Consider the following 25,126-nt stretch of genomic DNA (forward strand, 5'->3'; position numbering starts at 1 on the left):
CTATCGACAGGGCGCGCGGCAATCGGTTAGGGGCTGTGTGACTCGCAGGAAGATGATGACTATGACCGATCTGCCCAACACCAATTCCGACATGCGCAGCGAGGTGCTGCTCGATGCGCCCGATCGCGTCGTGAGCGCGCGCGAGGTGTTCGGGGTCGATATCGACATGGAGATCCCCGCCTTTTCCGAAGCGGACGAGCGCGTGCCGGATACGGACCCCGCCTATGTGTTCGACCCGGACACGACGCTCGCGATCCTGGCCGGCTATGCCTATAATCGCCGGGTGATGGTGCAGGGCTATCACGGCACCGGCAAGTCGACTCACATCGAGCAGATCGCGGCGCGGCTCAACTGGCCCTGCATCCGCATCAACCTCGATGCGCATATCAGCCGCATCGATCTCGTCGGGCGTGACGCCATCGTCCTCAAGGACGGTCAGCAAGTCACCGAGTTCAAGGAAGGCCTGCTGCCCTGGGCCTTGCAGCGCCCTGTAGCGCTGGTGTTTGACGAATATGACGCCGGTCGGCCGGACGTGATGTTCGTCATCCAGCGCGTGTTGGAAGCGGACGGCAAGATGACCCTGCTCGACCAGAACCGGGTGATTCGTCCGAGCCCCTGGTTCCGCATGTTCGCCACCGCCAACACGGTCGGCCTGGGTGACACCACGGGCCTCTATCATGGCACCCAGCAGATCAACCAGGGCCAGATGGACCGCTGGAATCTGGTGGTGACGCTGAACTATCTGCCGGCCGAGACCGAGGCGCAGATCGTGCTCGCCAAGTCCGGCGAATATGATCATCCCGGCGGGCGCGAGGAAGTCGCGAAGATGATCCGCGTCGCCGAACTGACCCGTCAGGGCTTCATCAACGGGGATATTTCCACCGTGATGAGCCCGCGCACGGTGATCTCATGGGCGCAGAACACGCTCATCTTCAAGGATGTCGGTTTCGCCTTCCGCCTGTCGTTCCTCAACAAATGCGACGAGGCGGAGCGGGCGCTGGTGGCGGAATATTACCAGCGCGTGTTCGGCAAGGATCTGCCGGAAAGCGTCGTCGGCAAGAGCGCCTGACGCGGCAAGGCGGCCCGAGCGCGGGCCGCCTTCGCGAATGGGTGATCAGGCGATGCGCGTGCGGGTTACCCGGTAGCGCAGGGCGACGCCGGCCAGCGCGAAGCCGGCAATCATCATGGCCCAGGTCGCCGGCTCGGGAATGGCGGGCGGCGGCGCCATCATCGCGCGCATCAGCGGGCCGGCGGTCTCCGTGTGCGACGCTGCCTGCGGCTCCGCGGCCTCGTCGAAATAGCTGCCCAGCACCGAATGGGTGAACTTGTAGGGTGCGCCTTCGAACACGGTTGGCGTCGGTTCAGTCACGGTCGCCATCGGCGTGGCAGGTGCCGGGCTGGTGAAATAGCTGTCGAGCACGGAGTGGGTGAATTTGTACTGGCCGCCCTCGAAAACGCCTTGCGAATCCGCATAGTGGCCGAGCCAATTGTTGAGCTGGGCATAATTGTTGAAGTTGCGCACGCCATCCAGGCCCTTGAAGACCATCTGCTGGCTGCCGCCGCTGTTGATCGCAAAGCTGAAATCGCGCTGCGAGAAGCTGGCCTCGGTGTGCAGAATGCTGGTCAGCAGGGCGATGCGCGCATTGAGATTGACCGCCGCGCTGACGCTCTGGATCGGCAGGAGTGCGCCGCTCGTCAGCATCGCGGCAAGGCAGGCAGTCCGGATCATGGGCAATCGTCCTATCACAAAAAGCTGCGCGGCCTGGCCGCTCCAGCACCGTCCCTTGGGGACGCTGATAGGCAGGCAGGCCGCGTTCGAAAATGGATTTAACCAAGAAATCCTAATAATTTGGGTGCTGTTCCACAGCGGCACAGCTGCACGCGCAAAGGTTGACGGGCTGAGATGGGCAGCTCTGCCAAAGGGCAGGAGGGTTGACAGGATCGGGGCACTGGACCAGCCCATTGTACATCATGGCTGACCGTTCCCCCCTCGACCGCTTCAAGGAAGTTCTCACCGGCGCCTCGCGCGCTGTCGCACATGATGCCGAGGTTGAGCTCGGCTTCACGCCCGATGCACCGCACCTCGCCGGCAAGCAGATCAAGGTGCCCACGCCGACGCGCAATCTGCCGGCGGATCAGGTCGCGCTCGCGCGCGGCTTTGCAGACAGCTTCGCGCTCAAGCTTCGCCACCATGATGCGCGACTCCATTCCGCGCGGGCGCCGAGCGAGCCCGCTGCGCGCGCCGTCTATGATGCCGTCGAGATGGTCCGCTATGAGGCGCTGGGCTCCAAGAACTACGCCGGCATGCGCGCCAATCTCGCTGCCGCGCTGGACATGCGCACCCATTCCGACCCGATCACGCGCGCGCAATCGGCCGATGAAGTGCCGGTGCAGGGTGCGGTCGCCTTGTTGCTTCGGGAGAAGCTGACCGGGGAAGCGCCGCCGCCCGAATCGCTCAAGGGCATCGAATTTCTGCGCGAGTGGATCGACGAGAAGGCCGCTGACGATTTTGAAGGCCTGTCTTTGTGCCTCGACGATCAGCAGGCTTTTCAGGACAAGGTGCTCTCGATGCTCCAGCATCTCGAGCTGGTGCGCGCGGAGGTTCCGCCCGAATCGCCCGATGAGGATGACGAGGACCAGGACGAGCAATCCGATCAGCAGGACGAGGACAAGGAAGAAGACGAGGGCGAGGAGGACGACCAGTCCCGCGCCGACACGCGCGGCGAGGATAAGGGCGAGCCGGGCGAGGAGATGTCCGAAGAGCGCGAGGAGCAGGACGGCGACTCGGACGAGGATGGCGATGGCGACGCGCAGGATGACGATGGCGCCATGCCCGTGCGCCCCAATCGGCCCCTCTCGGACCTGCCACCGGATTTCGACTACCATGCCTATACGACGAAGTTCGATGAGGTGGTGACGGCGCTCGACCTGTGCGACGCCGATGAACTCGTGCGCCTGCGTGGTTTTCTTGACCAGCAGCTCGCCCCGTTCCAGGGGGCGGTCTCCAAGCTGGCGCACCGTCTGCAGCGGCGCCTGCAGGCCCAGCAGAACCGCAGCTGGGATTTCGACCAGGAGGAAGGCATGCTCGATGCCGCGCGGCTGGCGCGCGTTGTCGTCAATCCCGCGCACTCGCTCTCCTACAAGATGGAGCGAGACACCGATTTCCGCGATACGGTGGTGACGCTGCTGATCGACAATAGCGGCTCTATGCGGGGGCGCCCCATCGGCATCGCAGCGATCAGCGCGGACATCATGGCCCGCACGCTGGAGCGCTGCGGCGTGAAGACCGAAGTGCTGGGCTTCACCACCCGCGCCTGGAAAGGCGGGCAGAGTCGCGAACAATGGCTGGCCGCCGGGCGCCCGCCGCGGCCCGGTCGTCTCAACGATCTGCGCCACATCATCTACAAGAAGGCGGATGAGCCCTGGCGCCGTGCCAAGGCCAGCCTCGGCCTGATGATGCGCGAGGGGCTACTCAAGGAGAATATCGACGGCGAGGCGCTGCTCTGGGCGCACAATCGCCTGCTCGCCCGGTCCGAAGAGCGGCGCATTCTCATGGTGATTTCCGATGGCGCGCCGGTGGACGATTCGACGCTGTCGGTGAACAACGGCACCTATCTGGAGCGGCACCTGCGGCAAGTGATCGGCTGGATCGAAGGGCGCTCACCGGTCGAGCTGATCGCCATCGGCATCGGCCACGACGTCACCCGCTATTACAAGCGCGCCGTTACGATCATGGATGCCGAGCAACTGGGCGGTGCGATGGTGGAGCAGCTCGCGGCGCTGTTCGACAAAGACTAGTTGGACGAGCCTTGCGTCGGGGAGCATTTCTTCGCCTGGTGAAGCTCCGATCATGACGCCGAGGCGGTCTTCGCCAATCTTCATCGTTCGTGCTGAGTAGGCTCTGAGGAGCGCCGCAGGCGCATATCGAAGAGCCGTATCGAAGCATCGCAGCGCACGGGCCGGTCCTTCGATACGCTGCTTCGACGGGCTCAGCAGCTACTCAGAACGAACGGAGGGCTGCTCGAAGAGTTATCCTTGCCGACGCCGGCAATGGCGCCCATCAGGCGGCGCTGGAGGCAGGCCGGCCCAGCGTTCCCGCTCAGACCGGCCTGTCCTTATCACTTCAGCGCGGCGCAGGCTTCCTGGATGCGTGTGCAGGCCTTGCGCAGGATTTCTTCCGAGGTCGCGTAGCTTACGCGGAAGGCCGGAGCGAGGCCGAAGGCGCCGCCGTGGACGGCTGCGACGCCCTTGCTCTCGAGGAAATAGGTGATGAGGTCCTCGTCCGTGGCAATGGTCTTGCCCTCGGGCGTGGTCTTGCCGATGCAGCCGGCGGCATCGGGATAGACGTAGAAGGCGCCTTCGGGCGTCGGGCAGTTGAGGCCCGGCGCGTCGTTCAGCATCGCCACCACCAGATCGCGCCGCTTGCGGAAGGCCTCGTTGCGCTCGATGAGGAAGCTCTGGTCGCCATTCAGTGCGGCCGTCGCCGCGGCCTGGCTGATCGAGCAGGGGTTGGAGGTCGACTGCGACTGCAGCTTGGCCATCGCCTTGATGATCCACTGCGGACCACCGGCATAGCCGATGCGCCAGCCGGTCATCGAATAAGCCTTGGACACGCCGTTCACGGTCAGCGTGCGCTCGTAGAGATCCGGGCAGACCTGCGCGATCGTCTTGAACGGCGTTGGCGCGTACCAGACATGCTCGTACATGTCGTCGGTAAGGATCAGCACATGCGGGTGCTTGCGCAGCACCTCACCGAGCGCCATCAGCTCCTCGCCGGAATAGGCCGCGCCCGTCGGGTTGGAGGGCGAGTTGAGCAGCACCCAGCGCGTCTTGGGCGTGATCGCGGCGTCGAGCTGGGCGGGGGTGATCTTGTAAAGCTGGTCCGCGCCCGCCGCGATGATGACCGGCGTGCCGCCGGCAAAGTTCACGATGTCGGGATAGCTCACCCAGTAAGGCGCCGGGATGATGACCTCGTCGCCGGCTTCCACCGTCGCGACCAGCGCGTTGAACAGGGTGTGCTTGCCGCCCGAGTTCACGCTGATCTCGCTCGTCTTGTAGGACAGCTCGTTATCGCGCTTGAACTTGGCGGCGATGGCTTCCTTCAGCTCGGCGGTGCCGTCGACATTGGTATATTTGGTCTGGCCACCGCGGATCGCGGCGATGGCGGCATCCTTTACGAAATCGGGCGTGTCGAAGTCCGGCTCGCCGGCGGAAAGGCCGATGATGTCCTTGCCTTCCCGCTTGAGGGCAATGACCTTGTCGGTCATCGCGAGCGTGGCGCTGGGCTGAATACGGCCGAGGGCGGCGGAAGTCCGGGACATGGGAAAGCTCCTGACAGTCAGGGATGATGCGCGTGGCGCCCGGGACACTCCCGGACGGCGCGGTGCATAGTCGCCTCAGCCGTGCGGTGCAACCAGCCTCGCAGCCATCAGCCCGCGCGCGGCATTGCCGATCAGGAAGCCATCCGACAGATCCTCGGGCCGTAGGTCGGCCTCCTGCGCCTTGCCCTGGTCGATCAGGCTCTGGCGCAGCACGCCCGGCAGCAGGCCGCGTGCAAGGGGCGGCGTCAGCAGGGTTTCGCCCCGCTGGACGAACAGGTTGGTGAAGCAACCCTCCGTCAGATAGCCGGCCTCGTCGGTCAGCAGCACTTCGAACGTGCCCGATTGCCGCAGGGGCACCTCGTAATGGCGCCGGTCCGTGGTCTTGTGCCGCACGCGAATATCGTCTCCGCCGAGCAGGCGAGGCGCGATGCTCACCGCTGCGGGTGCTTCCGGCACGGGCGGCATTTCGCGAACCTCGATGCTGAGCGTGCCGATCCGGCCGAGCAGGATGCGCACGCGCCTTGGCTCTACGAAGCCGAATGTCGCGGCCTGCAGTTCGTTGCGCAGCTCATGCCGGTCGAGAATGAAGCCGAGTTCGTGCGCGCTGCGTTCGAGTCGCCGGATGTGGAGATCGAGAAGGGGCAAGCCGATCTCGGGATCGAAGGCCATGGTTTCGATGAGGTCGAAATGATGGGCCTTTGCGATCAAAGCACGTTCTCCCCAACGGCCAGAAACCGTCCCTTGTCGAGGCATTCCTGCCATTCTGCCTCAGGCTGGCTGTCCGCAACGATGCCGGAGCCCAGCCCGACGATGCCCGCCCCCGCGCCCTTCTCCAACACGATGGTGCGGATGGCGACATTGAACCGTGCGGTACCGTCCGGTGCAATATGGCCGATGCTGCCCGTATAGAGTCCGCGCCCGAACCGTTCGACCTCGCGGATGATCTCCATGGCGCGCAGCTTGGGGGCGCCGGTGATCGATCCGCAGGGGAAGAGGGCGCGCAGCACGTCCGCCGGGCCAAGTTGCGGTTGCAGCCGGCCCTCGACGACGGAGATCATTTGATGGACGGTGGGATAATGCTCGACATGGAAGAGGGCGGGCACGGCGACGCTGCCTGGCTCCGTGACGCGCGAGATATCGTTGCGCAACAGGTCAACGATCATCAGATTTTCGGCGCGCTGCTTGGGGTCGCTGGCGAGGTCGCGCGCGGCGGCGGCATCGCGGGCCGGGTCGGCATCGCGCCGCGCAGTGCCCTTCATCGGCCGGGTCGTCACCATACCATCGGCCAGCGTGAAGAAGCTCTCGGGCGAGAAAGACAAGAGATGCCGGCCGTCATGGCGCAGCAAGGCGCCATGGCCGGCGGCGGCGCGGGGCCGGATGACGCGATAGGCGGCGAGGGGATCGCCATCGATGGCGACGCGCGCGGGGAAGGTCAGGTTCGCCTGATAGATGTCGCCGGCGCGGATATAGTCCAGCACCGCCCCGATGGCGCGGCCATAGTCCGCGCGCGAGATCATCGGCTCGATCGGCCCGATCGTGACGGGCGTCTCCGGCAACAGCGCATCCACGGCATCCGCCGCGATGAGCTGGGGCGCGTCGAACAAGCCGAACCAGAGCAAGGGCCCGGCATCGCCCTCGCGCGGCGCATAGCCGTTCAGCCGCGCCTCGAAGGCGTGGCCCGCCGCATAAGAGAGGTAGCCGGCGGCGTGGAGGCCGGTTTTGACGGCAGCGTCCACCCGCGCCAGCGCAGGCAACACATCGACCAGCCGATCGGCGCGGATGATCTCGACCGGGTCGCGGAATAGCATTGCGCTGCCCGATCCGTCTGCCCGCGCATCATCGAGCAGCACAAAGGGTGCGTCGGACGATATGGGCAGGGCGGGGCGAGTCATGGCGCCCTATTGGCAGCGTGATGGCATCAAGGCCAGCGTTTCAGCACCGTCAGACTCGGTGTAGAAGCTGGACAGGCGGCAGCGTCCAGGAGGTACGTCTCATGCAGGCTTTGATACATCTGGCTTTGGCGATGGGGAGCTTCGTCGGCACGCACCTTCTCCTGTCCCATCCCCTTCGTGCGCCTCTGGTGGCGCGGCTGGCCGAGCGGGGCTTTCTTGGCCTCTATACCCTCACCGCCTTTGCCACGCTGGGCTGGACGATCCTTGTTTTCCGGGCCGCGCCCGCAGCGCCGCTGCTGTGGATGGCGCCCATCGGCCTGTGGCACCTCGGCGGGCTAGTTATGGCGCTCGCCGGCGTGATGCTGGTCGGCTCGCTCATCGGCAATCCGGCGATGGTCGATCCCACCGGGCAGATGACCGGGCCCGAGCGCGCCCGGGGTGTCTATGCCGTAACGCGCCACCCGATGATGTGGAGCTTCATTCTCTGGGCGCTGGTTCACGCCACGCTCTGGCCATCCGGACGGATGCTGATCCTGAGTGGCGGCATCGCCCTGCTCGCCTGTGTGGGTGCGCTGGGGCAGGACCGGAAGAAGGCGCGGCTCCTGGGTGCGCCATGGCGCCAGTGGCAGGCGCGCACGAGCTTTGTGCCATTCGCCGCGCTCCTGTCCGGCAAGGCGGAGTGGCACGCGCTGTGGCCGGGCGTCGTTCCGGTGCTCGGCGGCGTCATCCTCTGGCTCGGCGCCACCTGGGCGCATCCCTTGCTGGGCGGACCGTTCGTGCCGCCTTGGCTGTGGATTGGATGACACAGTCTCTCCCAAAATCGACGCGCCACCCCGGTTTGGGCCGGTCGGCATCGTCAATGTCGTGGATTGTCAGCCGCTGTTCGGCGCATGGGCGAATCCGTGTCATCGGCTATCGCGGGAGCGGAAGGCGTATCATGTTCGGGTTTGGCAGGATCGCAGGCGCAATAGTGGCTCTGCTCGCGGCGCTGGGCCTTGCGCTGTTGCTGCGTTCCGCGCCCGAGGCGGCGCGCTGGTCGCTGATGATCTGCGTGATGGGCTTTGTCGGCGCCACCATGCGGCTGCGCCGACTCGACGCCGGTTTCTGAGCTGCAACCGCGGGCAGCCGCCCCGGCGCCCGATCAGTCGAACAGCGAACTGACCGAGCTTTCGTCGGCAATGCGGCGGATCGCTTCACCGAGCAGCGGCGCAATCGGCAGTTGCCGGATCTTGGTCGAGGCCGCGACGGAGGGCGTGGCGAGAATCGAGTCGGTGATGACCAGCTCGCGCAGGGCGGAGCCTTCCACCCGCGCGACTGCGCCGCCCGAGAGCACGCCATGCGTCACATAAGCCACGACGTCGGTCGCGCCGGCATTCTTCAGCGCGGCGGCTGCGTTGCAGAGCGTGCCCGCCGAATCGACGATGTCGTCGATCAGGATGCAGAAGCGGCCCTTCACGTCGCCGATGATGTTCATCACTTCCGATTCGCCGGCGCGCTCGCGGCGCTTGTCGACGATGGCGAGCGGGGCATTGTCGAGCCGCTTGGCCAGCGCGCGAGCACGGACCACGCCGCCGACGTCCGGCGAGACGACCATCAGATTCTCATTCGGGAAACGGGCCTGAATGTCTGCGGACATCACCGGCGCGCCGAACAGATTGTCGGTCGGGATATCGAAGAAGCCCTGGATCTGTCCGGCATGGAGGTCGACCGAAAGGACGCGATTGGCGCCGGCGGTGGTGATGAGGTTCGCCACCAGCTTGGCCGAGATCGGCGTGCGCGGGCCGGGCTTGCGGTCCTGCCGGGCATAGCCGAAATAGGGAACCACCGCCGTGATGCGCCGCGCCGAGGCGCGCTTGAGCGCATCGATCATGATCAGCAGTTCCATGAGATTGTCGTTCGCCGGATAGCTGGTCGACTGCACGACGAACACGTCCTCGCCGCGCACATTCTCGTGAATCTCGACGAAGATTTCCTCGTCCGCAAAACGCCGTACGCTCGCATCGGTGAGCGGGAGCTCCACATAATCGGCAATCGCCTGGGCGAGCGGCATGTTGCCGTTGCCAGAGATGATCTTCATGTCGGGGTCCCCATGGCTGCGGTTGTCGCGGCCCCTCTAGCGAGCAGGTGCGCCGCTGAAAAGGCGCTTGTGACGGTTCGGGGACAAGGGATGATGGTAAAGGGCGGGACGCCGCTCCGAGGGGCATGGTTCCGGATGAACAATGGACCGATTATTAGGCGGCTTTTTCATCGTTGGCTGACAGGAATGGCACGGGGAGCGGATTTTGCCCTTAGTCATTCAGATTAGGGCGCAGGCGAGTTCCCAACGAAGCCAAACTTTCCTTCTCCCCTTGCACTCGCCAACTTGATAGCGGCAAACAGGCAAGAGTAACGATCCTTAAATTCTTGGAAATCGGACAATATCCCGGGCGGAAGTTGAATAGCAAACGCATCGCCGAGTGGATGGAATGCTTCTCCCCTCTGAAAACCGCAGTGTTTTTCTAATGCTTCTACGAAAAGAGTATCGCTGACGAAGTCTGCGCGACTGGGGAACCCCTTGAGCAAGCCAAGCTTGGAAAGCTCTGCTTCTGCACTTGCCACCATTTCGGGGTCTAACGCTTCTTCCACAAAAGCATAATAGCTGTTCCTCAGTTCTTGGTCATCGAACGTTACGATCTCACCTGCCGAAGCCTCGCGTATGCACGCGAACATTTCCGGCGCGACATTCGCTGAAGCCCTGATGATGATCTCATACGACTGTAGATCGTCCTCGTATGATACCTCAAGGCCGCGCGCGGAAAGACCGCACGCTACGAGCTTCTGAATTATGACCTGCTCGTATGAGGGCGGTGGTTCGGGAAGTGTGTCCATCTCCCGAATAAAGGACATTAAGCGAATGTCCGCAACTGGTCGTGTCCGGACATTCCGGTTTCGGAGGGGCGCTCAAAACAGCGGATGCTCCGTATTCTGTCCAAACGGCACCGCTCTTCCACCTCGCCCCGAGCGCACCTGCTCGGCGACGCCCTTGCTCCCGCCCCCGCCCGCCCATAAAGCGGCGCTATGACAGCCTCTCTCCGGATCGCCATGGCCCAGCTCAACCAGAGCATGGGCGATATCACGGGTAATGCGGAGGCCATGCTGGCTTGCCGGGGAAAGGCGCGCGCGCAGGGCGCGGATCTGATCGTCTATCCCGAGTTGCAGCTCATCGGCTATCCGCCCGAGGATCTAGTGCTCAAGCCGGCGCTGGCTGCGCGCGCCGAGACGGCGCTGCACCAGCTCGCCGAGGCGACGGCGGATGGCGGCCCGGCGATGCTTGTCGGCACGGTCATCGCCAACAACGGCCTGCTGTTCAATTGCGCGGCGCTGCTCGATGGCGGCAAGGTTGTCGCGATCAGCCAGAAGCGCGAGCTGCCCAACTACGGCACCTTCGATGAAAAGCGCCTCTTCGCCCCCGGTCCGCTGCCCGATCCGGTCGAGTTTCGCGGCGTGAAGCTGGGCCTGCCGATCTGCGAGGACATCTGGTTCCCCTTCGTCACCGGGCATCTGGCGGAAAAGGGCGCGGAGCTGCTCATCTCGATCAACGGCAGCCCCTATGAGGTGGCCAAGGACGATTTTCGCGTCCGGGGCGTGTGCATGGAGCGCGTCAACGAAACGGGCTTGCCGCTCCTGTATCTCAACCGGGTCGGCGGGCAGGACGAGCTGGTGTTCGACGGGGCTTCCTTCGTGCTGAATGCGGACGGCGACATCGCCCATATGCTGCCGGACTGGGAGGAAGCGCTGGTCATCACCCAGTGGGACCGAGGCGACGATGGCCGGTGGTTCTGCAAGCCGGGCGAGGTGCACGCGCTCGATGCGCACCCGGCGGATATTTATCACGCGATGGTCGTGGGTCTGCGCGACTATGTGAACCGCAACCGCTTCCCAGGCGTCGTGCTGGGCCTTTCCGGCGGGATCGACAGCGCGCTTTCGGCTGCCGTGGCGGTGGATGCGCTGGGGGCGGATCGCGTCTGGTGCGTGATGATGCCGTCGCGCTTCACCGGCCAGGAAAGTCTGGACGATGCGGCGGAATGCGCACGGTTGCTCGGCTGCCGGCTCGATACCATCCCGATTTCTCCCGCCGTCGGCGCGTTCGAAGCCATGCTGGCGGATGTGTTCACCGGGCGGACCGCGGATCTGACCGAGGAAAACATCCAGTCGCGCATCCGCGGCGTGACGCTGATGGCGCTCTCCAACAAGTTCGGCCACATGCTGCTCACCACCGGCAACAAGAGCGAAATGAGCGTGGGCTATGCCACCATTTATGGCGACATGGCGGGCGGCTATTCAGTGCTCAAGGATGCCTATAAAACGACCGTGTTCGATCTCTCGCGCTGGCGCAATGCGGAGAAGCCGGCGCCGGGCCTAGGGCCGGACGGGCCGGTAATGCCGGAACGGGTTATCACCAAGCCGCCCACCGCCGAATTGCGCGAGGACCAGAAGGATTCGGACAGCCTGCCGCCTTATGAGGTGCTGGACCCCATTCTCTACGGCCTGGTCGAACAGGAAAAGTCGGTCGATCAGCTTGCTGCCATGGGTTTCGATCGCGCGACCGTCGCCCGCATCGAGCGGCTGCTTTACGTGGCCGAATATAAGCGTCGTCAGGCGCCGCCGGGCGTGAAACTGGGTGGCCGCAATTTCGGTCGCGACCGGCGTTATCCCATCACCAATGCTTTCCGGACCGCCTGAACCATGACTGTCATCACCCGTTTCGCGCCGTCGCCGACCGGCCATCTGCATGTTGGCAACATCCGCGCGGCGCTGCATAACTGGCTGTGGGCGCGCAAGATGGGCGGGCAGTGCCTGCTTCGCATCGATGACACCGATACCGCGCGCAGCGAGGAGCGTTTTGTCGAGGGCATCCGGGCCGATCTCGCCTGGCTCGGCCTCGCCATGGACGGTGAGGTGCGCCAGTCCGCGCGGTTCGACCTCTATGAGGAGAAGTTTGCGGCGCTGCGGGCCGCCGGGCGGGTCTATCCCTGCTTTGAGTCGGCGCAGGAGCTGGACTTGCGGCGCAAGATCCTGCTCGGGCGCGGTCTGCCCCCGGTCTATGATCGCGCGGCGCTGGCGCTAAGCGCGGACGAGATTGCGGCGAAGCAGGCGGCCGGCGAGCAGCCGCACTGGCGGTTCAAGCTGGATCATGATGCGCCGATCGAATGGGTCGACCTGATCCGGGGCGACCAGCATTTCGACCCCAAACTGCTCTCCGACCCGGTGATTCGCCGGGCGGACGGGAGCTGGCTCTATATGCTGCCCTCGGTGATCGACGATATCGACATGGGCGTCACCCATGTGTTGCGTGGCGAGGATCATGTCTCCAACACGGCGACGCAGTTGCAGATGTTTGTAGCCCTCGGCGCATCGCTGCCGCAGTTTGCCCATATGGCCCTGCTCACCGGTGCGGAAGGCAAGCTCTCCAAGCGACTCGGCGCGGTCGGCGTCGGCGATCTGCGGGAAGCGGGGGTCGAGGCGATCACCATCAGCGCGCTGCTGGCCCGGCTCGGCACCAGCGACCCGGTGGAGCCGGTCATCGACATGGCCCCGCTGATCGAGCGCTTCGATTTCGCGCATTTCGGGCGAGCGCCCGCCCGCTTCTCGGATGAAGAGCTGCTCGGCCTCAACGCCAAGATCGTCCACATGCTGCCCTATGAGGCGGTCGCCGATCGCCTCCCGGCGCAAATCGACGCTGCCGCGTGGCCGGTCGTGCAACCCAATCTCGAGACGGTGGCGGGGGCAGCGGATTGGGTTGCGGTGCTTGCCGGCGACATCGCACAGCCCGATCTTGATGCTGAAGACCGCGCCTTCCTCGCCCAGGCTGCCGAGGTGGCAGGGGATATCGACTTCGCCGCCGACCCCTGGCGCACGCTGACGAGCGCCCTCAAGCAGAGCAGTGGGCGCAAGGGGAAGGCGCTGTTTCTGCCGTTGCGCCTCGCCCTGACCGGCGTGGATCACGGCCCTGACATGGCCGCGCTGCTGCCGCTGATCGGGCAGGACCGCGCGCTCGCGCGACTGCGTGCTGCCGCCAGCAGCTGAGCGATCGTCGGCGCCGCTGAGCCCACTCCCGGCCGATCCATGCGCACTCTGACGCCCGATAAAAACCGCTTCGCGTGACCTCTTTGTAGTGATAGTATAACATCACAAATAAAATCAGGAGAGGTGTCATGTCCCTTGTGTCGTCTCAATCATCCTATGCACCCCAGAGCGGCTATGCGACCCGGCGGTCACCGGGCGCGCTGGCAGCGGCTATTGTCTTTAATGGCGGGCTCATCGGGCTGTTGATCGCCTTGCCGGCCACACATTATCTGAGGCCCGCACCGACCCCTCCCATTGATGTGCGGTTCGTGCCGACCGCTCCGTTGCCGCCGCCCGTCACACCGGAGCCGGACGCGAAAGTGGAGACTCAGCCGACTCGCCCGCTCGATACGCCACGCGACCCGGTGAGAGTCGATCCGCAAATCAACCTCGGCACCATGACCGATTTGACGACGAAGCCCTACCCGCCTTTGCCTGACCTGGATGCCGGCAAGACCATCGTCACGCCGCCCGCTGCGCCAGTCATCGTCCCCGCTCAGCCCGATGCGCGGTTTGCTGACCGGTTTCGCCCGCCTTATCCCCCCGCCATGCAGCGCGAAGGGCGCGAGGGCAGCGTCACGGTGCGAGTCAGCATCGACGAGCGTGGACGGGTGACCGCGGTCGAGCAGGTGCGTGCGAGCGATCCGGCCTTCTTCGAGGCGGCCCAGCGCCACGCGCTGCGGGCCTGGCGCTTCCGCCCGGCGACGCGGGATGGCGTGCCGGTCGCGTCCGAGCAGGTGCTCACCTTGCGCTTCGAACTGGAGCGTTAAGCGGGGCGTCACGATGACGCGCTGCTTTTCAAGGCCATGGTGCCTCCCTATGTAGGCGCCATGGCCATTTTTCCCCGCCCGGTTTCTCCACGGAGTGCTGCGTCCGATCTGCGCGAGATGTTCGCACCCGATCGCCCGCACCGCTGGAGCATTCTTGCGCTCTCGGTGACGCTGACTGGCGTTCTGCTCTGGGGGTTCGCGATCGACTCGCGCAAGCCGGAGCAGGAACGGCAGATCATCTACATCGAGAATTGGGAAGCTAACCGGCCGGACAGTGCGATCATCCAGCGCCAGATCGAGGATTTCGCACGGTATCGGGTGGCGCTTGAGAGCAAGCAGGGCGAGTTTCAGCGCCTCGCCGATAGTCTCGGCATCGACTGGCGCGAGGATGCCGCGCGCACCAAGCGCGAGCGCGAAGAACTGTTCGACGCGAAGGAAAAGGAGCTGCAGCAGAAGCTCGCTGCGGCTCTGGCCAAGGAAGGTGGCGTAGCGGGCAATACCGCGACGGCAACGCCCTGACTCTTCCTGGCGACAGCGCCTGGCTGATGGCAGCCATCGCCTTGTCCCACCGCTCACGCGGTCGCACCGCGCCCAATCCCAATGTCGGATGCATAATGCTCGATGCCGCAGGCCGCGTCGTCGGGCGAGGCTGGACGCAGCCCGGCGGCCGCCCCCATGCCGAGGCGATGGCACTGGCCATGGCCGGGGCATCGGCGCGGGGCAGCACGGCCTATGTCAGCCTGGAGCCCTGCGCGCACCAATCCGCGCGCGGCCCTTGCTGTTCGGATCTGCTGGTGGAGGCCGGCGTGCGCCGCGTCGTCGTGGCGGCAGGCGATCCCGATCCACGGACCAACGGTCGCGGCATCGCGCGCTTGCGGGACGCGGGGCTGATCGTCGATACTCTGCCAGAACTAGCGCCCGGAGCGCGCGAAGCGATGGCTGGCTTCTTCAAGCGCCAGCGGGCGGGGCGACCTCACGTTACGCTCAAGCTCGCCACTTCGCTCGATGGCTGCATTGCGCTGGAAGACGGGACGAGCCAGTGGATTACCGGCCCGGCGGCGCGGGCGCATACCCATCTGGAGCGGGCACGACACGAGCTGATCCTGGTTGGGCGCGGCACGCTCATGCAGGATCAGCCCCGGCTGGACGTGCGCTTACCGGGGCTGGAGTCGCGCTCGCCCATACGGGTCCTCCTAAGTCATAGCGGTGCGGCGCCAGATGGTTGGCTTGCGATCCAGACGCCGGCTCAAATCGCGGGCCTTCCCGGCGATCATCTGATGGTCGAGGGCGGCGCGCAAACGGCTGGCGCCTTTCTCGCGGCCGATCTGGTGGAACGGCTTCTACTCTACCGCGCGCCGATCCTCATCGGGCGCGGCAAGGCGGCGCTGGGCGACATCGGGCTCAATCGTCTGGCCGAGGCCCACGGTCGCTGGCGGCTGGTCGACGCGCGCGATTTCGCGCCAGACCGGCTGGAGGTTTACGAACGCGTGCGGCCCGCATAGAGCAGCAGGCATGTTTACCGGCATCATCACCGACATCGGCACCATCCAGAGCGCGCAGCAGCGCGGCGACCTGCGTCTGGTCATCGGCTGCCATTACGACATGGAGGGCGTGGATATCGGCGCTTCCATCGCCTGTTCCGGCGTGTGCCTCACCGTGGTGGACAAGGGCGCCGACTGGTTCGCGGTCGATCTGTCTGCCGAGACCGTCTCGCGCACCGCGCAGGGCGCCTGGGCAGAAGGGCGGTTGCTCAATCTGGAGCGCGCGCTCAAGCTCGGGGACGAGCTGGGCGGGCACATCGTCACGGGTCATGTCGATGGCATCGGCGAAGTCGCAGACATCACAGCCGAAGGTGATTCGCACCGGGTCACCGTGCGGCTTCCGGCCGATCTTGCCCCCTATGTCGCGGCCAAGGGGTCGATCACGGTCGATGGCGTATCGCTGACCGTGAATTCCGTGGAAGACGGTCCGGAGGGTTCGACCTTCGGCCTCAACATCATTCCGCACACTTGGTCGGTGACGACCTTCGGCCAGCTCGCACCGGGCCAGCCGGTCAATCTGGAAATCGAGGTGCTGGCCCGATATCTGGCGCGCATGAAGGATCATCAGGCCCGCAACTAAGGCGCAGCTGCCGGGAAACGTTGGCAATCACATTACAATGTGATATCTGCCCGTCATGAGCAGCGAATTGATCGAAAACGTCCGTAAGCTGGTGCGCGATGGCATTCTGTCCCGCTCCGGTCTCGCCCGTGCCGCCGGGCTCCACGCCAACAGCCTGCGCCGGCTGGATGAAGCCGACTGGAATCCGACGGCCGATACGCTGGGCAAGCTGGAAAGCTATCTGCTTGCCCGCGCCCATGGCACGGCTTTGGCCAGCGCCGAGGAGATCATCAACGAGGCGCGCAATGGCCGGATGTTCATTCTGGTCGATGACGAGGATCGCGAGAATGAGGGCGATTTGGTCATCCCCGCGCAGATGGCCACCCCGGATGCAATCAACTTCATGGCCACGCACGGCCGCGGCCTCATCTGTCTGGCGCTGACCCGTCAGCGCGTCGAGACGCTGGGCCTCAACCTGATGAGCGCCAGCAACGGCACCCGGCACGAGACCGCTTTCACGGTATCGATCGAGGCCCGCGAAGGCGTGACCACCGGAATCTCCGCGGCCGACCGCGCACGGACCGTCGCCGTGGCTATCGATGCCTCCAAGGGGCGCGAGGCCATCGTGACCCCGGGCCATGTCTTCCCGCTGATCGCACGCGATGGCGGGGTGCTCGTGCGCACCGGCCATACTGAGGCGGCGGTGGACGTCGCGCGGCTGGCGGGTCTCAATCCCTCCGGCGTGATCTGCGAGATTATGAAGGACGACGGGACCATGGCCCGCCTCGATGATCTCATTCCCTTCGCGCAGAAGCATCGCCTCAAGATCGGCACCATTCGCGATCTCATCGCCTATCGCCGCCGCAACGATCATATGCTGGAGCGGCGCGCAGAAGCCACGTTCACCAGCCGCTGGGGCGGCGAGTGGCGCGCGGTGACCTTCTTCAATCGCGCGACCGAGTCCGAACAGGTCGCGCTCATCAAGGGGCATGTCACGCCCGAGCAGCCGACGCTCGTGCGCATGCATCAGGTGTCCGTCTTCACCGATATTTTCGGGGAAGAAGGGCCGCGCGCCAGCCTGCTCTCCCGCGCGATGGAAATGATCGCCGAGGCAGGGGCCGGCGTCATCGTCGTCATCAATCGCCCGAGCGAAGACCGGTTCAGCCGGCAGATGAAGATCCGTACCGGTGAGGCGAGCCCTGCCGGCATGGACGAGCTGCGCGATTATGGCGTCGGCGCGCAGATCCTGGCCGATCTCGGCGTGCATGACATGATCCTGCTCACCAACAGCCACCACAATCTGATCGCTCTGGATGGCTATGATCTGGCGGTTGTCGAGGAGCGGGCGATCACGGGCGTCTGACCATGATCGAACGGAGCGCTGCGGCGGTCCTAACCGGCCTCCTGCTCGCATTGTTTTCGGCGCTCGCCTCGGCGGCAGCGCATGCGCTGCTCAAATCGGGCGAGAACAAGCTGGCGGTGCTGGCCTGGATTCGCTGCGTCGAATTCGTGCTCGCCCTGCCATTCGTGCTGTGGATCGGCCTGCCACCGGCGGTGCTCTGGCCCTGGCTGCTTGCTGCCGTCGTGGTTCATGCCATCTACCAGCTCGTCCTTTCCTGGTCCTATTCGGTCAGCGATTTCAATGCGGCCTATCCTATCGCTCGCGGCTTCGTGCCGGTGTTCACCGCCTTGCTCGGCATGGCACTGCTGGGGGACCGGCTGGACGGTTTTGTCCTGACTGGGATCGCGGTCGTGAGCGCCGGCATATTGGTGCTGGCGAGCGGCCGCTCCATTTCGCCAGCCGGCTTTGCCGCCGCCGCCATCGCCGGGCTGCTCACCACCTGTTACACGCTGGTCGATGCCAAGGGCGTGCGCGCCGCGCCGGATTCGCTGACCTTCATCGCCTGGTTCTTCCTGCTCGGCTCATTCCCCATGCCGGCGGCTCTGGCAGTGCGCCACGGTCGCAACGCCTTGTCCCTCATGATCCGCGACCGGGTCGCCGGGCTTCGGGCGGGGGTGATGGCCGTGGTTGCGTTTGCCCCGGCGCTGTTCGCGCTTGGTCTGGCGCCGGTCGGCGCGGTGGCGGCGGTGCGCGAATCGAGCATCGTCTTCGGGCTTGTGCTTGGCGCGTGGATGCTCAAGGAGAAGCTCGGCTGGCGCCGCCTGACGGGCGGTCTGCTGGTGATGGCGGGCACGCTCGCGGTGATTGCCGGCACGGCGTTCAGATAAGCTCACGAACATATGTCTTGAAAGGAATCGACATGGCCAAGTTTCTGATCGTCGAAGCGCGCTTCTATGACCACCTCAATGATATGCTGATCGCCGGCGCGCGGGCGGCGCTGGAGGCGGCGGGTCATCTGGTCGACGTGCTCACCGTGCCCGGCGCGCTGGAGATTTCCGCCGCTGTGTCGCTGGCCGCGGAGAGCGGGCGCTATGAAGGCTTCGTCGCCATCGGCGTCGTGATCCGTGGCGAAACCTATCATTTCGAGATCGTTTCCAACGAAAGCGCGCGTGGACTGATGGCGCTCACCATGGATGGCATCCCGATCGGCAATGGCATTCTGACCGTGGAAAACGAGGCGCAGGCGCTCGAACGTGCCGATCCGGCCCGCAAGAACAAGGGTGGCGAGGCCGCCGTTGCTGCGATGCGCATGCTGGAGATCGCCGAAGAGTATCGCTGAGGCGGCCATGGCGATGGCGGCAGCGATTTCCTCACGCGTGAAAATGCCGTAGAGCAGGGGCCATGACCCTCGCGCCCTCCACCGCCGCGCCGCAGACTGCCGGTCTGCTGGCTGATGAGACCCTGGACGACCTGCGACTGCGGCTCGCGCCGTTGATCGCGGCCAATGCCGCCTTCGATGGCTGGTCCGATGCGGCTCTCGCGGTCGCAGCCGACACAGCTGGTGTGGATCGGGACGTGGCGGCACTGGCTTTCTCGGGCGGCGCTCTGACTATGATCGATGCGTGGTTCGCCAGCGTCGATCAGGCCATGCTCGATGCCCTGCCGGCGGAGCGTCTGGCTGCGATGAAAATTCGCGAGCGGATCACGGCACTGGTCGAAGCCCGGCTTGCCGTGCTGGCGCCCAATCGCGAGGCGCTGCGCCGCGCTCAGGCCGTGCTGGCGATGCCGCTCAACCTGCCGCGCGCGACCCGGCTGGGCTGGCGCGCCGCCGATGCGATGTGGCGCGCCGCTGGGGACCGCGCGGTGGATTATAATCATTATTCCAAGCGTACCACCCTGGCGGGAGTCTATGCCGCGACCCTGCTCGTCTTCGTCAATGACGAGCGCGCGGATTATGCTGACACCCGCGCCTTTCTGGCGCGGCGGATCGAAGGGATCATGCGGTTCGAGAAGGCCAAGGGCCGGCTGACTGGGCAGACCGACCAGCATTTCAGCATGGCGCGTTTCCTGGGCCGGCTGCGCTACCGGGGGCGCTAACCGTCTGGCGTCCTGCCGATAAGCCACGGCCGCGCCAGCATCGCCTTGCTTCTATCGGGCGATATTGATAGTCGTTCGCAAAACCACCAGAGATCGATATTGCGTTGCGCCTGACCTCCCTAGAACCCAATCGCCCCGCCTATGTCGACAGTGTCGACTGGAACGCCATATCCGAGATGGACGGTCGCCGCCTGCGCGAACTCGGCCTGCATGAGGGCGCCAGCGTCGAACTGCTCCATCGCGCCGGATTTACCGGTCGCGGCGCGCATGCCTGCCGCATCGGGCGCATGATCGTCGCCATGCGGGCAGCGCATGCCGATGCCATCCATGTCCGCACTGCGGCTGACGCGGGTGAGGCAGCGGCGTGACGGATGATCGCTTCACCATCGCGCTGGTCGGCAATCCCAATGCCGGCAAGAGCGCGCTCTTCAATGCGCTGACCGGCGCGCATCAGAAGGTCGGCAATTATCCCGGGGTTACCGTCGAGCGCAAGCTCGGCCGGCTGGTGCTGCCGGATGGGCGGACGGCCGATCTCGTCGATCTTCCCGGCACCTACAGTCTCGATGCAAAGAGCCCGGACGAGCAGGTGACCCGCAATGTCGTGTTCGGCCATCAGGAAGGTGAACGGCGGCCGGACCTCCTCGTCATCGTCGTCGATGCCGCCAATCTCGACAATCACCTGCGCTTTGCGCTGGAATTGATCGCGCTCGGCTCGCCCTGCGTTCTGGCGCTGAACATGGTCGATCTGGCGACCCGCGACGGGCTGGAGCTGGACGCCGCGCAACTGGCCGCCGACCTTGGCGTGCCGGTCATCCCGACCGTCGCCGTACGCCGCCGCGGGCTGGATGATCTGAAGGCAGCCATGGTGGCGGCGGTGCCGGACCATGCCCCCGCGCCCGCTGTCCTCGCAACACACGCAGCGCGGGACGCCGATGATCTGCGTCGCGAAGCGCGCCGAATCGCCCAGCGCGCCATCGTCGCCGAAACGCCGACCCGCCGGATCACCGCGCAGATCGACAGGATCGTGCTCCACCCGCTCCTGGGTCCGCTCATCCTGCTGGCGCTGCTGTTCGTCATCTTCCAGGCCGTGTTTGCCTGGTCCGAGGCGCCGATCGCGATGATCGAGGACGCGTTCGCCTCTCTACAGGCAGCGATGGAAGCGATCCTGCCCGAAGGTTTCGTGCGCGATCTCATCGTGCAGGGCGTCATCAACGGCGTGGGGTCAGTGGTGGTCTTCCTGCCGCAGATCCTCATTCTCTTCTTCTTCATCCTGATGCTGGAGGCGACGGGCTACATGACCCGTGCCGCCTTCCTGATGGATGGTCTGATGGCGCGGGTCGGCCTGTCCGGTCGCGCGTTCATTCCGCTGCTCTCCAGCTTTGCCTGCGCCATTCCCGGCATCATGGCGACACGGACCATCTCGGACCCCAAGGATCGCCTCACCACCATCCTCATTGCGCCGCTGATGACCTGCTCGGCGCGCCTGCCGGTCTATACGCTGATCATCGCCGCCTTCATCCCCTCGACCACGGTCTGGGGCGGGGTCGGTCTGCAGGGTCTGGTGCTGTTTGCGCTTTATGTCTCCGGCATCATCGGCGCGGTCATCGTCGCGATGCTGCTGCGCATGGGCGTCATCAAGGGGCCCGGCGGCAGCTTCCTGATGGAGTTGCCGAAATATCAGATGCCGATGCTGCGCGACGTCATCATCGGCCTGTGGCAGCGCGCATGGATATTCCTGCGCCGCGCCGGCACGATCATCTTCGGCACCACCATTGTCCTGTGGCTGCTGCTCTCCTTCCCCAAGCCGCCGGCGGGCAGTTCGGCCAGCCTGGTCGAGTATAGCGCGGCGGGGCGCATCGCGAGCGTGATCGAGCCGGTGCTGCGGCCGGTGGGGTTCAACCATGAAATCGCACTGGCGCTGATCCCGGCCATGGCAGCGCGTGAGGTCGCCGTGTCGGCGCTCGCGACGGCCAACGCCATCGAAGCGAGCGAGGATGAGGACGAGACCGCCCGCACGCTCGGTGAACGCCTGCAGGGACGCTGGTCGCTGCCGACGGCGCTGGCCTTTCTCGCCTGGTTCGTGTTCGCCCCGCAATGCCTGTCGACCATCGCGGTTGCCCGGCGGGAGACCAATGGCTGGCGCTGGCCGCTTTTCATGACGGCCTATCTGTTCGGGCTGGCCTGGCTGGCCGCGGGCGCGACCTATTGGACGGCGGTCGCCTTCGGCCTTTAATCGACGCAAGGCGGATGCTGAGCGGTATTGCGATCTGGACGAGACGCCGTTCAGCTTTATAAGCAGCCGTTCGATTTCCTATCCTCGTCGCGTTTTTCGGAGAGCTCCATGGCAGGCAGCGTCAACAAGGTCATTCTGGTCGGCAATCTCGGTGCCGATCCTGAAGTGAAGAGCTTCAGCAATGGCGGACGCATCTGCAATCTGCGCATCGCCACGTCGGAAAACTGGACCGATCGCGCCTCCGGCGAGCGCCGTGAGCGGACCGAATGGCACAGCGTCGTGATCCGCTCGGATGGCCTGATCGGCATTGCCGAAAAATATCTGCGCAAGGGCAAGAAGGTCTATCTCGAAGGCTCGCTGCAGACCCGCAAATGGCAGGACCAGAACGGGCAGGACCGCTATTCCACCGAGATCGTGCTCTCCGGCCCCGGCGCTGTGATGACGATGCTCGACGGCGGCCAAGGCGGCGGCGGTGGCGGCGGTCAGGGCGGTGGTGGCGGCAGCCGCAACGATAGCTGGGGCGGCGGCAACGACGACTTCAGCGGTGGTCGCTCCTCGTCTGGCGGCAGCGGCGCGCGCTCGAGCAGCAGCGCGTTCGACGACGGGCTGGACGACGACGAAATTCCGTTCTGACGGTCGCCCGGCGCACAAGGCGCGCGGGTTCCTTCCAGCGATAAAGCTAGCGCCGGCAGTCTAAATGGACGCGCGGAGCGCTTCTGTGCGTGGGTCTGTCCGCGCCTGCGGCGTAAGCAGTTGGCCGCCGAAGGGGCGGCCGCGCCGCCGCCAATTATAGTGAGCATGTCCAAATCCCAGGGGCTGCGTCAGTTAAATAGAGTTTAACTATAGTCTTCAGCGCAATCTCGCAGAGCAATTGCGATGCGCGAGTAGCGAAGCCGCGATGCCAGAAGACAAATCCCGCTCCTTATCTTGGCGACTGCCCGGATTATTCCGGAATCCACGAAATTTTCACACGAACGTGGGTCAGTGTGAAATTTCTATTAATCCTTCATCTTTGCAATCAGCTCTCAATAACCTTGACGGGATCGATTAACTATGCCCATTAACAGACCGATGAGATCGCCTTGATCTCGAGAGGGCAAACCGTCGGTAACGGCGGGACGCAAAGCCTCCGGTCCTGAGCCTTCAGGATAGCGGGGTTGCCGAAAGGTCGAACATGACACCGCGTGATCTTCCGGGCTCCCCCAGGAGCCTTCGAAAGCCGCCATGCTCCGTAGCGGAGATATGCGGGTTTTCCTTCGAATATCTTGAAAAAAGGCGCGTTTTCGCGCGCCAAATGTGGGGCGCGCGATGGCGTAGCCTTGAGCCGCTGACATCGCTGCCACCGCAGAATGAGCGGGCCGGCACGGTGAGGTGGCCCTGCGGAGCCCTGCGATCACGGGCTTTGCAGCAAGAGCAAAAGGCTTGTCGGGCTTCAGCTGGGCCGGGACTTGGCCGCCAGCCTGTCACGGTTACCGGCCGCCGCGCGACAACCGCTCTCGTTAAAGATTTCAGAGCCGCCTGACGGCGCTCGCACACCGCGATGCAGGGGGCTGCATCGTGGCGCTCAATCACTTTCCGATGGGGAACAAGGGGATCGGAATGACCATGACGACTCGTAGCTTATTGCTGGCCGCCATCGCGCTGGCGGGCACATCCGCGCATGCGCAGCAGACTGTCGATCCCGGAAGGGTCGACGAGCGTCTGCGCGGGCAGCCGGCCATGCCCTCGGTCTCGCCGGTGGAACTCCCGCAGGCGCCCACATCGGAGGCTGCGCCGGAGAGCACGGCGCCGCTCCGCCTCTCCCTCATCCGGTTCGAGGGAGCGACCGCGGTGCCGCTCGACGTTCTGAACGCTCTGGCCCAACCCTATCTCAACCGCGACATCACCTTGGCCGACCTTTTCCGGCTCGCGGAAGCGGTGACGACGGAATATCGGCGCCGGGGTTTCGTGCTGTCCCGCGCGGTGGTCGCGCCGCAGCGTATCGAAAACGGCGTTGCGACGATCAACATTGTCGAGGGCTTCATCGGTGACGTGCGCGTCGAGGGCGATCCCGGCGGCTATCGCCCGCTCCTCGAAGGCTATTTCGCGCCGGTGCGGGCCGAGCGGCCGACCTCGGGCGATGATCTCGCACGTGCGCTGCTGCTCGCGCGCGACCTCAAAGGCGCCAGCGTGCGGGCCGTGCTGACCCCGTCGAGCGACGAAGGGGCCGCCGACCTCTCTCTCCTCGTCGCGCGCCAACCGATTGAGGCCTTCGTCGCGGTGGATAATCGCGGATCGCGCTGGCTCGGGCCGGTGCAACTCTTCGGAGGGCTGGTCTTCAACGATCTCGCGCAGCTGGGCGGACGCCTCGCCCTCACCGCGGTGGCCGCGCCCGACGAAAGCGGTGAACTGGCCTTCGTGTCCGGCGCCTATGATCAGCCGCTCGGCGGTTCCGGGCTGCGGATGAGCGGCTTTGCCAGCTTTGCGCGCACCAAGCCGGGCGACGAGCTGCGAGTGCTGGCCGTGAAGGGCAAAAGCTTCAGCTGGGGCCTTGCTCTTCAATACCCCATGTTGCGCACCCGGCAGACCAACGTTCTCGGGCGGCTCTCCTGGCAATCGCGGGAGAGCAGTTCCCGCAATCGCCTGATCGATCCGGTTTTCGATGACCGCATTCGCACCGTCACGGCCGAATTGCTGGCCAATCATGCCGACCAGATGGGCGGCCAGACGACGCTGCGGGCGTCGGTGATGCAGGGGCTCGACGTTTTCGATGCGACAAGGCTGGGGGACCCCGCGAAATCACGGGGTACCGCATCGGCGATGTTCACCCGTCTCAATGGCGAAGTGACGCGGGTGCAGCCTCTCTATGGCGGACTGCATCTTCTGCTCGGCGCCACAGGTCAGTGGTCGGCCGAAAGCCTGCTGGCCTCCGAGGAGTTCGGTTTGGGCGGCGCCCAATATGGCCGTGCCTATGATCCCTCCGAAATCACCGGGGACAAGGGCATCGCCGGCAAGGTCGAGCTTTTCTACACCATCGCCGCGCGCGGCATGGGGACGGTCGAACCCTATGTCTATTATGAAGGCGGCCGTGTCTGGCAGAACGATCTGCTGCCAGGCGAGCGCCCGCGCACCGGATTGCGATCCTATGGCGCTGGCCTGCGGGCCGGCATCGCCGGCCGTTTCAGCCTCTCGATGGAATACGCCAAGCCCGTCCGCCGCGCCGTCAGCGCAGAGGGCAACCGGGATGGCCGCATCTTCGTGTCCCTGAGCGCCGCTTACTGAGCCGG

24 protein-coding genes and 1 riboswitch are annotated in these 25,126 nt (G+C 65.2%); of the genes, 18 read left to right on the forward strand and 6 right to left on the reverse strand.

Annotation, left to right across the window (positions count from 1 at the left end):
* Positions 1 to 61 precede the first annotated feature (61 nt).
* Positions 62 to 1,069: a cobaltochelatase subunit CobS gene (gene cobS, locus M2333_RS14200; protein WP_264571700.1), complete on the forward strand. Its 1,008-nt coding sequence runs from the start codon at positions 62 to 64 to the stop codon at positions 1,067 to 1,069.
* 45 nt (positions 1,070 to 1,114) lie between these two features.
* Here cobS and M2333_RS14205 read toward each other — a convergent pair whose 3' ends face one another.
* Entirely contained in the window at positions 1,115 to 1,729 is a 615-nt protein-coding gene (locus M2333_RS14205) for a PEPxxWA-CTERM sorting domain-containing protein (protein WP_264573952.1), read from the reverse strand.
* 242 nt (positions 1,730 to 1,971) lie between these two features.
* Between M2333_RS14205 and cobT the strand changes: the two genes are divergently transcribed.
* The gene (gene cobT, locus M2333_RS14210) at positions 1,972 to 3,798 is read left to right on the forward strand and encodes a cobaltochelatase subunit CobT (protein ID WP_264612205.1); all 1,827 of its coding nucleotides are present in this window, start codon (positions 1,972 to 1,974) and stop codon (positions 3,796 to 3,798) included.
* Positions 3,799 to 4,118: 320 nt separating this feature from the next.
* On the opposite strand, the gene M2333_RS14215 is transcribed toward cobT, so the two are convergent.
* The 3 genes from M2333_RS14215 to M2333_RS14225 all read right to left on the reverse strand — a co-directional run bounded on the left by M2333_RS14215 (position 4,119) and on the right by M2333_RS14225 (position 7,213).
* The gene (locus tag M2333_RS14215; RefSeq protein ID WP_181561146.1) at positions 4,119 to 5,321 is read right to left on the reverse strand and encodes a pyridoxal phosphate-dependent aminotransferase; all 1,203 of its coding nucleotides are present in this window, start codon (positions 5,319 to 5,321) and stop codon (positions 4,119 to 4,121) included.
* 75 nt (positions 5,322 to 5,396) lie between these two features.
* A complete protein-coding gene (locus tag M2333_RS14220; RefSeq protein WP_264612635.1) occupies positions 5,397 to 5,990 on the reverse strand; it encodes an aminotransferase class IV in 594 nt (197 codons plus the stop codon).
* Positions 5,991 to 6,025: 35 nt separating this feature from the next.
* Positions 6,026 to 7,213 (reverse strand): aminodeoxychorismate synthase component I, encoded by a 1,188-nt coding sequence (locus M2333_RS14225; protein WP_264612206.1) that lies wholly within the window; start codon positions 7,211 to 7,213, stop codon positions 6,026 to 6,028.
* A gap of 101 nt (positions 7,214 to 7,314) precedes the next feature.
* Here M2333_RS14225 and M2333_RS14230 point away from each other — a divergent pair, with 101 nt between their 5' ends.
* Together M2333_RS14230 and M2333_RS14235 are read left to right on the forward strand one after the other, a co-directional pair.
* A complete protein-coding gene (locus M2333_RS14230; protein ID WP_264612207.1) occupies positions 7,315 to 8,016 on the forward strand; it encodes an NnrU family protein in 702 nt (233 codons plus the stop codon).
* A gap of 134 nt (positions 8,017 to 8,150) precedes the next feature.
* A complete protein-coding gene (locus tag M2333_RS14235; RefSeq protein ID WP_264571705.1) occupies positions 8,151 to 8,321 on the forward strand; it encodes a hypothetical protein in 171 nt (56 codons plus the stop codon).
* Between the two features lie 33 nt (positions 8,322 to 8,354).
* On the opposite strand, the gene M2333_RS14240 is transcribed toward M2333_RS14235, so the two are convergent.
* Positions 8,355 to 9,290 carry a ribose-phosphate pyrophosphokinase gene (locus M2333_RS14240; RefSeq protein ID WP_181561149.1) on the reverse strand — a complete coding sequence of 312 codons (936 nt, stop codon included), beginning with the start codon at positions 9,288 to 9,290 and terminating at the stop codon, positions 8,355 to 8,357.
* A gap of 224 nt (positions 9,291 to 9,514) precedes the next feature.
* Entirely contained in the window at positions 9,515 to 10,081 is a 567-nt protein-coding gene (locus M2333_RS14245; RefSeq protein WP_264612208.1) for a hypothetical protein, read from the reverse strand.
* A 189-nt stretch (positions 10,082 to 10,270) separates the two neighbouring features.
* Between M2333_RS14245 and M2333_RS14250 the strand changes: the two genes are divergently transcribed.
* The 14 genes from M2333_RS14250 (at position 10,271) to M2333_RS14315 (ending at position 25,121) form a co-directional block, all read left to right on the forward strand.
* Positions 10,271 to 11,935, forward strand: a complete 1,665-nt coding sequence (locus M2333_RS14250; RefSeq protein WP_264612209.1) for an NAD+ synthase — start codon at positions 10,271 to 10,273, stop codon at positions 11,933 to 11,935.
* A 3-nt stretch (positions 11,936 to 11,938) separates the two neighbouring features.
* Positions 11,939 to 13,279 carry a glutamate--tRNA ligase gene (gltX, locus tag M2333_RS14255; RefSeq protein WP_264612210.1) on the forward strand — a complete coding sequence of 447 codons (1,341 nt, stop codon included), beginning with the start codon at positions 11,939 to 11,941 and terminating at the stop codon, positions 13,277 to 13,279.
* A gap of 128 nt (positions 13,280 to 13,407) precedes the next feature.
* Positions 13,408 to 14,088: an energy transducer TonB gene (locus M2333_RS14260; protein ID WP_264612211.1), complete on the forward strand. Its 681-nt coding sequence runs from the start codon at positions 13,408 to 13,410 to the stop codon at positions 14,086 to 14,088.
* Positions 14,089 to 14,148: 60 nt separating this feature from the next.
* A complete protein-coding gene (locus M2333_RS14265) occupies positions 14,149 to 14,607 on the forward strand; it encodes an OmpH family outer membrane protein (RefSeq protein ID WP_181561153.1) in 459 nt (152 codons plus the stop codon).
* A 26-nt stretch (positions 14,608 to 14,633) separates the two neighbouring features.
* Positions 14,634 to 15,590, forward strand: a complete 957-nt coding sequence (gene ribD, locus M2333_RS14270; protein ID WP_264612212.1) for a bifunctional diaminohydroxyphosphoribosylaminopyrimidine deaminase/5-amino-6-(5-phosphoribosylamino)uracil reductase RibD — start codon at positions 14,634 to 14,636, stop codon at positions 15,588 to 15,590.
* Positions 15,591 to 15,600: 10 nt separating this feature from the next.
* Positions 15,601 to 16,209 (forward strand): riboflavin synthase, encoded by a 609-nt coding sequence (locus tag M2333_RS14275; protein WP_264612213.1) that lies wholly within the window; start codon positions 15,601 to 15,603, stop codon positions 16,207 to 16,209.
* Between the two features lie 55 nt (positions 16,210 to 16,264).
* Positions 16,265 to 17,551, forward strand: coding sequence for a 3,4-dihydroxy-2-butanone-4-phosphate synthase (gene ribB, locus M2333_RS14280; protein ID WP_264571710.1), 1,287 nt, complete (start codon positions 16,265 to 16,267; stop codon positions 17,549 to 17,551).
* Positions 17,552 to 17,553: 2 nt separating this feature from the next.
* A complete protein-coding gene (locus M2333_RS14285; RefSeq protein ID WP_264612214.1) occupies positions 17,554 to 18,417 on the forward strand; it encodes a DMT family transporter in 864 nt (287 codons plus the stop codon).
* 32 nt (positions 18,418 to 18,449) lie between these two features.
* Positions 18,450 to 18,869 (forward strand): 6,7-dimethyl-8-ribityllumazine synthase, encoded by a 420-nt coding sequence (ribH, locus tag M2333_RS14290; RefSeq protein ID WP_264612215.1) that lies wholly within the window; start codon positions 18,450 to 18,452, stop codon positions 18,867 to 18,869.
* A gap of 62 nt (positions 18,870 to 18,931) precedes the next feature.
* Positions 18,932 to 19,627 (forward strand): COQ9 family protein, encoded by a 696-nt coding sequence (locus tag M2333_RS14295; RefSeq protein ID WP_264612216.1) that lies wholly within the window; start codon positions 18,932 to 18,934, stop codon positions 19,625 to 19,627.
* 104 nt (positions 19,628 to 19,731) lie between these two features.
* Positions 19,732 to 19,995 carry a FeoA family protein gene (locus tag M2333_RS14300; RefSeq protein ID WP_181561160.1) on the forward strand — a complete coding sequence of 88 codons (264 nt, stop codon included), beginning with the start codon at positions 19,732 to 19,734 and terminating at the stop codon, positions 19,993 to 19,995.
* Positions 19,992 to 21,860: a ferrous iron transporter B gene (feoB, locus tag M2333_RS14305; RefSeq protein WP_264612217.1), complete on the forward strand. Its 1,869-nt coding sequence runs from the start codon at positions 19,992 to 19,994 to the stop codon at positions 21,858 to 21,860. Before M2333_RS14300 ends, feoB begins: the two co-directional genes overlap by 4 nt.
* 108 nt (positions 21,861 to 21,968) lie before the next feature.
* Positions 21,969 to 22,493, forward strand: coding sequence for a single-stranded DNA-binding protein (gene ssb / locus M2333_RS14310; protein WP_264577668.1), 525 nt, complete (start codon positions 21,969 to 21,971; stop codon positions 22,491 to 22,493).
* 452 nt (positions 22,494 to 22,945) lie between these two features.
* Positions 22,946 to 23,025, forward strand: a riboswitch (cyclic di-GMP riboswitch).
* Between the two features lie 434 nt (positions 23,026 to 23,459).
* Entirely contained in the window at positions 23,460 to 25,121 is a 1,662-nt protein-coding gene (locus M2333_RS14315) for a ShlB/FhaC/HecB family hemolysin secretion/activation protein (protein WP_264612218.1), read from the forward strand.
* Positions 25,122 to 25,126: the final 5 nt, after the last annotated feature.

The sequence above is a fragment of the Sphingobium sp. B11D3B genome (assembly GCF_025961735.1).
Taxonomy (GTDB): domain Bacteria; phylum Pseudomonadota; class Alphaproteobacteria; order Sphingomonadales; family Sphingomonadaceae; genus Sphingobium.

Bases quoted from the DNA above. Each gene is read 5' to 3' on its own strand.
- cobS (WP_264571700.1), top strand. From the start codon at position 62: ATGACCGATCTGCCCAACACCAATTCCGACATGCGCAGCGAGGTGCTG.
- M2333_RS14205 (WP_264573952.1), bottom strand. From the start codon at position 1,729: ATGATCCGGACTGCCTGCCTTGCCGCGATGCTGACGAGCGGCGCACTC.
- cobT (WP_264612205.1), top strand. From the start codon at position 1,972: ATGGCTGACCGTTCCCCCCTCGACCGCTTCAAGGAAGTTCTCACCGGC.
- M2333_RS14215 (WP_181561146.1), bottom strand. From the start codon at position 5,321: ATGTCCCGGACTTCCGCCGCCCTCGGCCGTATTCAGCCCAGCGCCACG.
- M2333_RS14220 (WP_264612635.1), bottom strand. From the start codon at position 5,990: ATGGCCTTCGATCCCGAGATCGGCTTGCCCCTTCTCGATCTCCACATC.
- M2333_RS14225 (WP_264612206.1), bottom strand. From the start codon at position 7,213: ATGACTCGCCCCGCCCTGCCCATATCGTCCGACGCACCCTTTGTGCTG.
- M2333_RS14230 (WP_264612207.1), top strand. From the start codon at position 7,315: ATGCAGGCTTTGATACATCTGGCTTTGGCGATGGGGAGCTTCGTCGGC.
- M2333_RS14235 (WP_264571705.1), top strand. From the start codon at position 8,151: ATGTTCGGGTTTGGCAGGATCGCAGGCGCAATAGTGGCTCTGCTCGCG.
- M2333_RS14240 (WP_181561149.1), bottom strand. From the start codon at position 9,290: ATGAAGATCATCTCTGGCAACGGCAACATGCCGCTCGCCCAGGCGATT.
- M2333_RS14245 (WP_264612208.1), bottom strand. From the start codon at position 10,081: ATGGACACACTTCCCGAACCACCGCCCTCATACGAGCAGGTCATAATT.
- M2333_RS14250 (WP_264612209.1), top strand. From the start codon at position 10,271: ATGACAGCCTCTCTCCGGATCGCCATGGCCCAGCTCAACCAGAGCATG.
- gltX (WP_264612210.1), top strand. From the start codon at position 11,939: ATGACTGTCATCACCCGTTTCGCGCCGTCGCCGACCGGCCATCTGCAT.
- M2333_RS14260 (WP_264612211.1), top strand. From the start codon at position 13,408: ATGTCCCTTGTGTCGTCTCAATCATCCTATGCACCCCAGAGCGGCTAT.
- M2333_RS14265 (WP_181561153.1), top strand. From the start codon at position 14,149: ATGGCCATTTTTCCCCGCCCGGTTTCTCCACGGAGTGCTGCGTCCGAT.
- ribD (WP_264612212.1), top strand. From the start codon at position 14,634: ATGGCAGCCATCGCCTTGTCCCACCGCTCACGCGGTCGCACCGCGCCC.
- M2333_RS14275 (WP_264612213.1), top strand. From the start codon at position 15,601: ATGTTTACCGGCATCATCACCGACATCGGCACCATCCAGAGCGCGCAG.
- ribB (WP_264571710.1), top strand. From the start codon at position 16,265: ATGAGCAGCGAATTGATCGAAAACGTCCGTAAGCTGGTGCGCGATGGC.
- M2333_RS14285 (WP_264612214.1), top strand. From the start codon at position 17,554: ATGATCGAACGGAGCGCTGCGGCGGTCCTAACCGGCCTCCTGCTCGCA.
- ribH (WP_264612215.1), top strand. From the start codon at position 18,450: ATGGCCAAGTTTCTGATCGTCGAAGCGCGCTTCTATGACCACCTCAAT.
- M2333_RS14295 (WP_264612216.1), top strand. From the start codon at position 18,932: ATGACCCTCGCGCCCTCCACCGCCGCGCCGCAGACTGCCGGTCTGCTG.
- ssb (WP_264577668.1), top strand. From the start codon at position 21,969: ATGGCAGGCAGCGTCAACAAGGTCATTCTGGTCGGCAATCTCGGTGCC.
- M2333_RS14315 (WP_264612218.1), top strand. From the start codon at position 23,460: ATGACCATGACGACTCGTAGCTTATTGCTGGCCGCCATCGCGCTGGCG.